General features: G+C 39.8%; 11 protein-coding genes and 1 riboswitch. Of the genes, 8 read left to right on the top strand and 3 right to left on the bottom strand.

Going from position 1 to position 12,317, the window contains the following annotated elements; translation table 11 throughout:
- Positions 1-46: 46 nt before the first annotated feature.
- Positions 47-139: riboswitch (glycine riboswitch) on the top strand.
- A 226-nt stretch (positions 140-365) separates the two neighbouring features.
- The 4 genes from gcvT to M9R32_RS02245 all read left to right on the top strand — a co-directional run bounded on the left by gcvT (position 366) and on the right by M9R32_RS02245 (position 4,996).
- Complete coding sequence (gcvT, locus tag M9R32_RS02260) at positions 366-1,469, top strand: glycine cleavage system aminomethyltransferase GcvT (RefSeq protein ID WP_269925129.1); 1,104 nt, start codon at positions 366-368, stop codon at positions 1,467-1,469.
- 24 nt (positions 1,470-1,493) lie between these two features.
- On the top strand, positions 1,494-2,840 hold the full coding sequence (gcvPA, locus tag M9R32_RS02255; RefSeq protein WP_269925128.1) for an aminomethyl-transferring glycine dehydrogenase subunit GcvPA: 1,347 nt from the start codon (positions 1,494-1,496) through the stop codon (positions 2,838-2,840).
- Positions 2,803-4,293 carry an aminomethyl-transferring glycine dehydrogenase subunit GcvPB gene (gcvPB, locus tag M9R32_RS02250; protein WP_272508254.1) on the top strand — a complete coding sequence of 497 codons (1,491 nt, stop codon included), beginning with the start codon at positions 2,803-2,805 and terminating at the stop codon, positions 4,291-4,293. Before gcvPA ends, gcvPB begins: the two co-directional genes overlap by 38 nt.
- Before the next feature lie 265 nt (positions 4,294-4,558).
- On the top strand, positions 4,559-4,996 hold the full coding sequence (locus M9R32_RS02245; RefSeq protein WP_269925126.1) for a hypothetical protein: 438 nt from the start codon (positions 4,559-4,561) through the stop codon (positions 4,994-4,996).
- Between the two features lie 147 nt (positions 4,997-5,143).
- Here the strand turns inward: M9R32_RS02245 and M9R32_RS02240 are convergent, their stop codons facing one another.
- From M9R32_RS02240 to M9R32_RS02230, 3 genes are all read right to left on the bottom strand, one after another.
- Positions 5,144-5,422, bottom strand: a complete 279-nt coding sequence (locus M9R32_RS02240) for a hypothetical protein (RefSeq protein ID WP_269925125.1) — start codon at positions 5,420-5,422, stop codon at positions 5,144-5,146.
- Positions 5,423-5,683: 261 nt separating this feature from the next.
- Positions 5,684-6,952 (bottom strand): AAA family ATPase, encoded by a 1,269-nt coding sequence (locus M9R32_RS02235; RefSeq protein WP_269925124.1) that lies wholly within the window; start codon positions 6,950-6,952, stop codon positions 5,684-5,686.
- A gap of 82 nt (positions 6,953-7,034) precedes the next feature.
- Positions 7,035-7,415 carry a rhodanese-like domain-containing protein gene (locus M9R32_RS02230; RefSeq protein WP_269925123.1) on the bottom strand — a complete coding sequence of 127 codons (381 nt, stop codon included), beginning with the start codon at positions 7,413-7,415 and terminating at the stop codon, positions 7,035-7,037.
- Between the two features lie 101 nt (positions 7,416-7,516).
- On the opposite strand from M9R32_RS02230, the gene M9R32_RS02225 reads away from it, so the two are divergent.
- The 4 genes from M9R32_RS02225 to M9R32_RS02210 all read left to right on the top strand — a co-directional run.
- Entirely contained in the window at positions 7,517-8,353 is an 837-nt protein-coding gene (locus M9R32_RS02225) for a lipoate--protein ligase family protein (RefSeq protein WP_269925122.1), read from the top strand.
- A gap of 176 nt (positions 8,354-8,529) precedes the next feature.
- The gene (locus tag M9R32_RS02220) at positions 8,530-11,094 is read left to right on the top strand and encodes a vitamin B12-dependent ribonucleotide reductase (protein WP_269925121.1); all 2,565 of its coding nucleotides are present in this window, start codon (positions 8,530-8,532) and stop codon (positions 11,092-11,094) included.
- Positions 11,095-11,543: 449 nt separating this feature from the next.
- Entirely contained in the window at positions 11,544-11,855 is a 312-nt protein-coding gene (locus M9R32_RS02215) for a transposase (RefSeq protein WP_269925120.1), read from the top strand.
- A 14-nt stretch (positions 11,856-11,869) separates the two neighbouring features.
- On the top strand, positions 11,870-12,317 hold a 448-nt coding region (locus tag M9R32_RS02210), incomplete at its 3' end, for an IS3 family transposase (RefSeq protein ID WP_269925119.1).

Here is a 12,317-nt window from a genome sequence, read left to right as displayed (position 1 = left end):
TTTGTACATTGATTTCTTTATATGCCAAAACGGATGTTTTGGGCGGATGAATATACGGGGAGAGAACGCGCCAGTCGCGTCGCCGAAGGAGCAAGTAGAAGCTACGAATCTCTCAGGTAAACAAGACTCGTATAGGACGCATCTCTGGAGAACGCTATTGGATCTTATAGCTACCAAAGAGGAAAGCCGATTTCAGGTAAACTTTCAGGTACCAGGACAGAGAATTCTCACCTAAAGGGGATTCTCTGTCCTTTTTTGTGTGAAAACACATTTGCTTGAATTCAATCATTTCTTAAGAAAAATTGGGGGAAATGTTTCGCCCGAAAGAGCACACTTGCTTTTTAAGTGAAGAGGAGGAAAATGAATTGTCAGAAAATTTAAAACGCACTCCGTTATTTGATTCATACAAAACATACGGTGGCAAAACGATTGATTTTGGCGGATGGGAACTACCCGTTCAATTCTCCAGTATAAAAGAAGAACATGAAGCAGTACGTACAAAAGCAGGATTATTTGATGTATCACATATGGGTGAAATTATCGTTCGTGGTGAAGACAGCCTGTCCTACTTGCAAAAATTATTGACAAATGACGTTTCTAAGTTACAGAACGGTCAAGCTCAGTATAGTGCGATGTGCTACGAAGACGGTGGCACTGTCGACGATTTACTCGTGTATAAAATCGATCAAAATGATTATTTACTAGTAGTCAATGCTTCTAATATCGAAAAAGATTTCGAGTGGATGAAAAAGTTCATGATTGGTGACACGACTGTACATAATGTTTCAGATTCATATGGTCAACTTGCGTTGCAAGGACCACTTGCAGAAAAAGTTCTTCAACGTCTGACAAAAGAAGATTTAAGTGAAATAGGTTTCTTCAAGTTCAAAACGGATGTGAAAATTGGGGAGTACGAAGCTTTGGTTTCACGTACAGGCTATACAGGTGAAGATGGCTTTGAGATTTACGCTACTCCTGAATCTATCATCGCTTTATGGGACTTGATTCTAGAAGAAGGAAAAGAAGACGGAGTAATTCCTTGTGGTCTGGGTGCTCGGGATACTCTTCGTTTTGAAGCGTGTTTAGCTCTTTACGGTCAGGAACTTTCAAGAGATATTTCACCGCTCGAGGCAGGTATTGGCTTTGCGGTGAAATTGAAAAAAGAAGATGACTTTATTGGTCAAAAAGCACTTGTAGCACAAAAAGAAGCGGGTGTTCCACGTAAATTAGTGGGATTAGAAATGATTGACAAAGGCATACCGAGACATGGTTATCAGATTTTTAAAGATGATGAAGTTATCGGGGAAGTTACAACAGGTACACAATCTCCTACGCTGAAGAAAAACATCGGGTTAGGGTTGATTGTCAGTAAATATACTGAACTTGGAACTGAAGTTGAAGTGGAGATTCGCGGTAAACGGTTGAAAGCTGTTACTGTGGCAACGCCGTTTTATAAACGCCAAAAATAATTGTTGGAAAGAGGTCATGACCCAATGAAACATCGTTATTTGCCTATGACGGAACAAGATCAAAAAGAAATGTTGGATACAATTGGTGTTTCTTCTATAGATGAGTTGTTTTCGGACATTCCAGAAAAAGTTCGTTTCCAAGGACAATATCAAATTAAACCGGCCAAATCAGAGTCTTCATTATTAAAAGAGTTGTCTCAGATGGCTGCAAAAAATGCGGACAACAAAGCATATGCATCATTTTTAGGTGCTGGTGTTTATGATCACTACAAACCAATTATTGTAGACCATGTGATTTCACGCTCGGAATTCTATACAGCTTACACGCCGTATCAGCCGGAAATTTCACAAGGTGAACTACAAGCTATTTTTGAATTCCAGACAATGATTTGTGAATTAACAGGAATGGATCTTGCAAACTCATCCATGTATGACGGTGGAACAGCACTTGCAGAGGCAGGGATGCTGGCAGCAGGTCATACAAAACGTAAAAAGCTTCTTATCTCAGGTGCGGTTAATCCTGAATCTCAAGATGTGGTTCGTATGTATGCGTTGGGACAGTCGATTGAAGTTGTACAAGTTCCGACTAAAGACGGCGTAACAGATATTGAAGCGTTAAACGAAATGATCGACGATAATACAGCAGCGGTTCTTGTTCAATATCCTAACTTTTACGGTCAAGTTGAAGACCTGCGCAAAGTGGAAGCAGTCACACACGAAGCTAAAGCGTTGATGGTAGTTTCTTCAAACCCATTGGCACTTGGAATTTTGACTTCTCCAGGTAAACTTGGAGCAGATATTGTTGTAGGGGATGCGCAACCATTCGGAATCTCGGAATCATTTGGTGGACCTCACTGTGGTTATTTTGCGGTAACGAATAAATTGATGCGTAAAGTTCCAGGTCGTCTAGTAGGTGAAACAACGGATGAAGTTGGCCGTCGAGGTTTTGTTTTAACCTTACAAGCGCGTGAACAACACATTCGTCGTGACAAAGCCACTTCAAACATCTGCTCAAACCAAGCGCTAAATGCTCTTGCAGCTTCAGTAGCAATGACAGCACTTGGGAAAAAAGGTGTTCAGGAAATTGCCACTCAAAATATCCTTAAAGCAAACTATGCGAAGAAAGCGTTTGAAGCGGCTGGATTTGAAGTAGTGTACCAAGGTCCACACTTCAACGAAATCGTTGTCAACGTTAAAACTTCCATAACAGCACTAAATAAAGAGTTGTTTAATAAGGGCATTATTGGTGGATTCGACTTAGGTAAAGTTGATGAGAACTTGGAAGGTCATGCGTTAATCGCTGTAACTGAACAGCGGACGAAAGAAGAAATCGATGCACTTGTGCAAGAAATGGGGTCTTTCCGTGCATAAAGATAATCAACCACTAATTTTTGAAATGACGAAAGAGGGCCGCGTGGGTTATAGCTTACCGGAACTTGATATTCCTGAAGTCGATTTATCAACATTATTGCCAGAAGGCTTGCTTCGCGAAGAAGCAGCAGAGCTTCCGGAAGTATCGGAATTGGATATTATGCGTCACTATACAGCGCTTTCCAAGCGTAATCATGGTGTGGATTCAGGATTCTATCCACTAGGTTCTTGTACAATGAAATACAATCCGAAAATCAATGAATCAGTAGCGCGTTTCCCAGGATTCGCGAATATTCATCCACTTCAGGACGAAGAAACTGTTCAAGGTGCAATGGAATTAATGTATGACCTACAAGAACATCTTATTGAGATTACGGGGATGGATGATTTAACTCTTCAACCTGCCGCTGGTGCTCATGGTGAGTGGACAGCTCTTATGATGATTCGTGCTTTCCATGAAGCAAATGGGGATACACAACGTACAAAAGTAATCGTACCTGACTCCGCACACGGTACAAATCCTGCATCAGCTACAGTTGCTGGATTTGATACAATCACAGTGAAATCAGACGAAAATGGCTTGGTTGATCTAGAAGATCTAAAACGAGTAGTTGGAGACGACACAGCCGCTTTAATGTTAACGAATCCGAATACATTAGGGCTATTTGAAGAAAACATTTTAGAAATGGCTGCAATTATCCATGGTGTTGGTGGGAAGTTGTACTATGATGGCGCAAACTTAAATGCAGTTATGTCAAAAGCACGTCCAGGAGATATGGGCTTCGACTGCGTTCATTTAAACTTGCATAAAACTTTCACAGGACCACATGGTGGCGGCGGACCTGGATCTGGTCCGGTTGGCGTGAAGAAAGACTTAATCCCATTCTTACCAAAACCAGTACTTGTGAAAACAGAAGAAGGATACCACTTCGACTACAACCGTCCACAATCGATCGGGCGAGTGAAACCTTTCTATGGGAACTTCGGAATCAATGTACGTGCCTACACATACATCCGTTCAATGGGTCCAGACGGATTGAAAGCCGTAACGGAATACGCTGTACTAAACGCAAACTATATGATGCGTCGACTGCAGCCTCATTTCGACTTGCCATATGACCGTCATTGTAAACATGAATTTGTGTTGAGTGGTCGTCGTCAGAAGAAATTGGGCGTACGTACGTTGGATATGGCAAAACGCCTGCTCGACTTCGGCTACCATCCGCCAACAATCTACTTCCCATTGAATGTGGAAGAGGGGATGATGATTGAACCGACAGAAACGGAATCCAAAGAAACATTGGATGCGTTCATCGATGCAATGATCCAAATTGCCAAGGAAGTAGAAGAAACACCAGAAATCGTGCAACAAGCTCCTCATACGACGGTTATTAAACGTCTAGACGAGACAAAAGCTGCGCGTACACCAGTATTGCGTTATAAAAAAGCATAATGATTAAGGAAGAGAGCTCATTCACGAGCTCTCTTTTTTGTTTAAAATTCTGTTAAACGATATTATTATTTTCCGTTTCATTTTTTAATATTCCATAATATAAATGGATATTATTGGTATAATAAAAAAGAACTAAGTTTACAATTGAGTGAGCAAGGCAGGTTGACTGAGAAGAATATAGATATTGGTAATTTTTGTGGGATTAGGATTTTTGAGATTCATCGAAGAACGTTTTTAAACAAACCACACTTTAAGGAGAATATATTTGAAAAAAGTTGTGTATTTATTTATCGCTTGTTTGTTTTTTTACTCAACATCTACTAGTGCTTTATCTTGGGCGTATTCGTTTGTTGTACATAACGGAAAAGTTTACGAAGTTAAAGAAGACATTCTTATCACACAAAGTGAGTTAGGGGATATGATTGGAAAAGTGGAAACAAGAGCTGATGAACAAAGCGGTAAATATTTCGGAAACGCTTCTAATTATTATAAAATTGGCACACGATATTTTGAAATTAAAGAAGTTTCTACGAGTAAAGCCATTGCTGTAGAATCAAAACCAAACAACTTTATTAAAGCAGAGTATGTACACGAGGCGCCGTTTCATATTACAGATATTCTGTATAGCGTTTATACATGGATTATAGTTGGGGTAGGAGTTTTACTACTTGGATTCGTTGTTTTAAGATCAAGGCAACTTTAACCAATCAATTTTATGACAAATAGTGGTGTTAGAAAAACAAAAAAACTGGGGCTGTTGCCTGAGCAACTAAAAAGTCAGTGGGGAATGCAGCCACAACATACATAAGGTATTTGTTGAGGCTGCATATTTTTTGTTAAATACGGAAAGCTAATCTTTCTTAGTTGTGTATAGGATGGATGTGGTTTTACCTTTTAACGATTTAGTACCTATTTCTGCAAATTCACGCGCGAGTTCTGCTTTAATATGATCTGGTGCAATTTTTTGATTAGTGGACTTGTTTAGAACTTCCAATGCTTTGGAACCTATTTCTGCAAATTCACTCGCTGTTTCTTCTTTTATACGTTCTCTTGGGGTTTTTAGTGTTTTCGGCGTTTGAGGTAAGGAGTTTTTATTATTACTCGTTGATTTGTTATCATCTCTGCCCACAATACATCTTCCTTTCTGAATTAAGGTTCATATTAGTTTGCCTTTCCAAGTCATATTCATGTAAAAAATCATTATAAAATTCACGATAAAAATTAATTGATAGGAAACTCTGCCTCATGGCTAGTTTTTATTCGATTTTCACCATAATAAAAGCATCGCAAAAAATGCGATGCTTTTTTCGATTAATTTCAGTATATGATTTAGAGTTTTGCACTTCTCAAGAAAGCTCATTACTCAAGTATAGAGCTCTCTTACTTTTTGTTAAAATCCAATGGATGCTTCTTCATGTTCCCAATCATTTTTCTTTGAACGTTTATTTTGTTTTTGCAGCTCTTTAATTCGTTCTTCGTAAGCAAGTTCACCGTCATAATGCCAATTCAGTGCGACTGACATATACAATTCATTTAATTGGGAAATGGATAAGCCTTTGGTCAGCTTAGCCATATCGTGTACTTGTTCTTGGGAGAAAATATCTTTCAAATCCATTTTTCTTAAATAGTGCTCACGTACAGTTAAAGATGGAGCCGGAATTTCGTAAGCACGATCAAATCGGCCGGCACGATTAATCAAAGCGGGATCTATTTTATGCGGGTAGTTGGTTGTACCGATAATAAACAACCCTTCACGCGATTGTGTGCCATCCAGTGTATTGAGAAAGACGGAGCGAGTGTATTCCGGCATGGAATCGATATCTTCAATAACAAGAATCGCTGGTGCCAATCTCGTTACAATGCCAAACACTTCCTGTATAGAATGACTGCCTGTAAACTCAGTGATTTGCCAATATACAACTGGTGCATTCGTTGACCCCGTAATCGATTTTACAAGCGTTGTTTTTCCGTTACCCGGTGAACCATACAATAAAATCCCGCGCTTGTAAGGCAATCCGTATTCTTTAAAAAATTGGCCATCCGCCGTGAAGAACTGATCAATGGAACGAAAGATATCCTGCTTAATCGATTCTTCCAACATAACATCCTCTCGGCTGACTACAGCATGCTCACCATAGTTGCGTCTTTTCACACCGTCCTCCGTGTCTACTAGAAAGGTGACAGACTGCATCAGCATCTGACGTAATTTTTCATTGATGTCTTTTAGAAATTTCAACGCTTTTTCAGCTGACTGGGCATAGCATTGAAATTCTGGCCAGCTATGGTCTGTTGTGTAGAAGTAGATAACAGTTAATGCCACTTCATGATCAGGGAAATAGATGATTTGATTTTCAAAAGTATTTACGACTTTCAAAAGGTTATCATTTGCGTCTTCGGAAGTTGAAGCCACTTTACCAAGAGTCCGGGATTCATAAATATGACTGAGAGTTTCAAATGAAAGTAGTCCTTTTTCCATCATTTCAAGAACATGTGCATCAAGTTGAGCAATGGTCTCTCCAATGTATATATGCTGCCATGTACCTGACAGTCTGTTTTCCAACGTTTCGATAATTCTACGGGAAACAAACGCGAGATCTTCATAGTGCGGAAGAGATTCTCTAGTGTTTTCATGATGAGAAATAAGCGTTTTTGGTTTCATAGTGACCTCCGTTATTGTTTGACTTCATACATACGTTCTAAGTTGAAAAAAAGTTCCTCCGTTTGGAAGAACTTTGAATAAATTATTTTGTTTTGATTTTCCCAGTCCACTGACGGAAACCGCCTTGCAGTTGGTAAATCTGGTTATAGCCTTTTTTCTGAAGGAACAATGCAGTACGTGCACTTCTAGCACTATTTTGGCAATATAAATATACTGGCTTGTCCGCACGGATTTCTTTAAAACGCTGACGCATTTGTGATGAAGGGATATTACGCGCTCCCAGAATATGTCCACCTTCGAATTCTTTTGGTTCACGAACGTCCACAAGCTGTGCTTTACGATAGCCTTCAATAAATTGTTCTTGCGTTAAACCTGATACTGCTTTCTTTAATCGCATTGATGAGATTAAAAAGTAAACAATCAAACCAAACAATGCAGCAGAGATAATGTATACAAATGTCAAAACAACTTTCCCCTTTCTATCTATGTTCTTATTATAAAAGAAAGTGTAGCCACAATACAACGAGTTTGTTAATATGAATAGCATTGTGAGGAGGAAAAAAGATGTCGAAACCGATTTGGTATTTTATAAATTCTGGCGCTTGCAGTCCGTCCTTCAATATGGCGCTGGATGAAGCATTACTCGACTGGCATAGTGAAGGACTCCTTCCACCAATTGTTCGTTTTTATGGGTGGACACCTGCTACACTTTCCATTGGTTATTTTCAAAATGTGGCAAAAGAGATCAACATGGATGCCGTCAGAAATCATAATTTAGGTTTTGTCCGTCGTCCTACTGGTGGGCGTGGTGTTTTGCATGAACATGAATTAACCTATAGCATTATTGTCAGTGAAGAATATCCGAATATGCCTGCAACCGTTACAGAAGCCTACCGCGTGTTAAGTGAAGGTCTATTGATTGGCTTCCAGAAACTTGGGTTGAACGCATATTTCTCAGTACCTGACACGGAAGAAAAGAAAAGTGATTTAAAAAATCCCAAAAGTGCGGTCTGTTTTGATGCGCCTTCTTGGTATGAATTAGTAGTAGAAGGTAAAAAAGTAGCTGGTAGTGCACAAACCAGACAAAAAGGTGTTATTCTTCAGCACGGAGCAATTCTTTTGGATTTAGATGAAGACAAATTAGTTTCATTGTTTAACTATCCGTCAGATGAAGTGAAGGAACGAGTGCGTAGAGGACTCGCAAAAAAAGCGGTTGCAATCAATCAAGTGCGGAAAACTCCGGTAACGTTTGACGATTGTGTAGAGGCTTTTAAAGAAGGTTTTGCTGAAGGTCTTGATGTCAATTTTCAACCATATATGCTAACAATCGAGCAAATGGATTATGTAAAAAAGCTTGAGATTCGACGCTATGCAAATGATGAGTGGACATATCGCAAGTAGTAGGTCTAAAGGATTAATTTATACTAAAAATAGGTTCTATTATCCTATAGACGTTGCGCGTCTATGTTCGAACAAACATGCGATTTGTTTGATTTACATATCAATATATAGTACCCTAAACACAACGTATAGCACTATATGTTGTGTTTTTTCTGTTAATTAAGGAGGAGTAGCTAATGGTACTAGTTTCAAATCAAAAAATCGGGCAATTAAACATTGATGCATTAAATAAAGACATCGTTTCTTTCCCTCAAGTTCATCCCATCACGAATGACATGACATTAACTCACAAAGGTGTATCCAGGTTAGTCATGATTGACCGCTATTCATTTAAAGATACTGAAAAGAAGACATTAAAAGAAGGCGATTTTGTCGTATTAACAGTGAAGGAAGACCCGAAATTCCCTGCACGTGGATTGGGTTATATTGTTTCCATCGATAATTCGACAAATAAAGCGCGTGTTTTAATTGAAGAAGATTACCGCAGTGCAATTGATGATCCAACTGAACTGGAGTCAGGCATTGTCAATCGTTCCATCAATGTCATCGAAAAACCCCTGGAAGTTTTCTATGAGCAAATTGCGAAACGCAATGCGACCGGACTTGCTTCTGTAGAAACTTCCGAAGAGAAGAGACAAGAATGGTTTGAGAAGTTTTATGAGCAATTGGTACAACTGAAATTTATTCCCGCAGGTCGTGTGCTTTATGGAGCTGGCGCAGAAACAGATGTTACATACTTCAATTGTTACGTTATGCCATTTGTCCCTGATTCCCGAGAAGGCATTTCCGATCACCGCAAACAAGTCATGGAAATCATGAGTCGCGGTGGTGGTGTTGGAACAAACGGATCTACATTGCGTCCACGCAATACACTTGCAAAAGGTGTGAACGGTAAATCATCTGGTTCCGTATCTTGGTTAGATGATATCGCTAAACTAACACATCTGGTTGAGCAAGGAGGCAGTCGCAGAGGTGCTCAAATGATTATGTTAGCGGATTGGCATCCTGACATTGCGGAATTCATCATTTCCAAGATGCAAAATCCAAGAATCCTGCGTTTCCTAATTGAAAATACAAATGATGAAACAATCAAACAATTAGCTAAAGACAAACTTAAATTTAAAGCTTTGACACAACAAGAAGAAGCAATGTATCAAGGTATTGTAAACTACAAGACGATTCCTGGTCTTGGTGGTTTCAGTGATGCTATTATCCGAGATGCCGAAACGAAGCTGCAGGACGGCGGCACATATAGTGTCAACAATTCGGAATTTTTAACAGGCGCTAACATTTCAGTAACGTTGACAGATGATTTCATGAAAGCTGTGGAAGAAGATGGAGAGCACGAGTTACGATTCCCAGCTGTTGAAAGTTATTCAGCTGAGGAAATGGCAACGTATAATGAGAAATGGCACGAAGTTGGGGACGTGCGTGAATGGGAAAAACAAGGACATGCCATCCGTACTTACCGTACGATGAAAGCAAAAGATTTGTGGAACCTTATTAACATTTGTGCAACGTATTCTGCAGAGCCTGGCATTTTCTTTATCGACAATGCTAATGAAATGACCAACGCTAAAGCTTATGGACAACAAGTGGTGGCTACCAACCCGTGTGGAGAACAACCATTAGCACCAAATTCCGTTTGCAACTTGGCGGCTGTGAATTTAGCGCAGTTTGCACAAAAAGATACGAAAACTGTCGATTTTGAAAGTCTGAAAGAAACTGTGCGTGTCGGAGTTCGTATGCAGGACAACGTCATTGATGCTACTCCATATTTCCTTGAAGCAAATAAAGTACAAGCATTAGGAGAACGCCGAGTGGGCTTAGGTGTGATGGGTCTGGCGGACTTATTAATCTATTGTGAAAAAGAATATGGATCTGACGAAGGTAATGTACTTGTTGATCAGATTTTCGAAACGATAGCAGTAACAGCATACGAAACGTCTGCTGAACTTGCGTCGGAAAGAGGTAGTTTCCCATTCTTGCAAGGTGAAACTGATGAAGAAACAAACCGTTTGCGTGATGCTTTCATCAATACGGGATTCATGAAAAAAATGCCTGAACATGTTCGCCAGTCAATCAAAGAACAAGGCATTCGCAACTCCCACTTATTGACTGTTGCACCGACGGGTTCTACAGGTACATTAGTAGGCGTATCAACGGGTCTCGAGCCTTATTTCTCCTTTACTTACTATCGCAGTGGCCGTCTTGGTAAATTCATAGAAGTTAAAGCAGATATCGTTCAGGAATACTTAAACGCAAATCCTGAAGCTGATGAACAAACATTGCCTGAATGGTTTGTTGCTTCCATGGAATTGGCACCAGAAGCTCATGCCGATGTACAATGTATTATTCAACGCTGGATTGACAGTTCCATTTCTAAAACAGTCAATGCGCCACGTGGATATACAGTTGAACAAGTGCAAGGCGTGTATGAAAGACTTTACCGCGGGGGGGCTAAAGGTGGGACTGTTTATGTCGATGGAAGTCGAGATGCACAAGTACTTACTTTAAAAGCCGAAGAAAACGTGATGGATGAACATCATTATGAAGAAACCATCATTGGAAAACGCCCAGTGGTACTGATCGATACGATTCAAGATTTACGTTCGACGAATGTTACAATCGGTTCTGAAGTTGGGAATACTTGTCCGGTTTGCCGACAGGGGACAGTAAAAGAAATGGGTGGCTGCAATACGTGTACAAATTGCGGTGCTCAATTAAAATGTGGACTTTAAACTAGAACAGCAAAATGCGCCATTCAAAAAACGCACGTTGTATCATTTCGATACAACGTGTGTTTTTTCACTTGAATTAACCTATTGAATGTTGCAACAGCTCTTGCCTAGTTCGGTCAACGATACCCCTTTCCAAAGCCTATCAATTTCTTTAATATTTTCTTTTCTTTAATAGATAATAAATATGAGGTTAATTTTCTTCAAAACAGAAAGCTTATTAGTGAGGCATAGAAACTAGGAAAGTGGAGGTGCGGATTTGGCTTTGCCGAGAAGAAGCATATGCTAAAAGTTACTTTTACAACGTGAACGTAGATTTTTCCTACGTGGAGGCCGATTATTCCTACGTCAACTCTTAAGCCCCCTTAAAGTTTTAGACACCATAAAGTAAGCGAGTTACAATATAACCAAACTTGTGAGCGGATGTTTAAATCGAATAGGAGGGGAAAGAAATGCCTAATAAGAAAATTGCCGTAGTTGAAGAAGTGAAAAAGAAATATGTTCGCATGGCATTAGAGACGGGAAACAATGCTTCCATTGCACGAAAGGCTGGAATCGATCGTTCAACGTTAAAAAAGTGGATGATTGAATACCAAGATGAGGTTGGCGACCAAATGGAAAAAGAGGATATTTCCATCCTTTCGGATGAGCCTACACATGACGAACTCCAGAAGAAATATGATCAGGCCATGAAGCTATTGGGTGAAAAAGAACTTGAAGTCGCCTTCTTGCGAGAAATTGTAAAAAAAAACACTTTAGTATAGCGGAACAGTTGGAGATGGTAAAAGAATGGCATGAAGAAGGTTTTTCTATTAAACGGTTGATGAAATTCCTTCGTTTAAGCCGTTCCCTGTTTTACTATAAGCCAGTCGCACAAAATCCTGAAAAAGCGGAAGAGCGTGGACGTCCCTGTCCTGGTTTTTCCTTAACGAACAAAGAAGAGCGAATTTCGGATGAACAAATTCAAGAGTTTCTGATGGAAGCGATTGAGGGTGAAGAAAGCGTGTACGGTTACCGAAAACTTACCCACCACTTAAAGACTGTGTATGATTTGAAAATCAACGCAAAGAAGGTGTATCGCCTCTGCAAAGAGATGGGCATCCTCTTGCCGCAGCGCAAGAAGAAAAGCAAACACCCACGGCGTTTGGCAAGAAATCACGTCATTACAGGTCCAAATGAGATGTGGCAATTAGACATTAAATATGGATCTATCGAACAAAGTGGTC

It is taken from the genome of Paenisporosarcina quisquiliarum, assembly GCF_027563315.1.
In the GTDB taxonomy this organism is placed as follows: domain Bacteria; phylum Bacillota; class Bacilli; order Bacillales_A; family Planococcaceae; genus Paenisporosarcina; species Paenisporosarcina quisquiliarum.
Note: the sequence above shows the minus strand (reverse complement) of the source record. Positions and strands in the feature narration are given on the sequence as shown.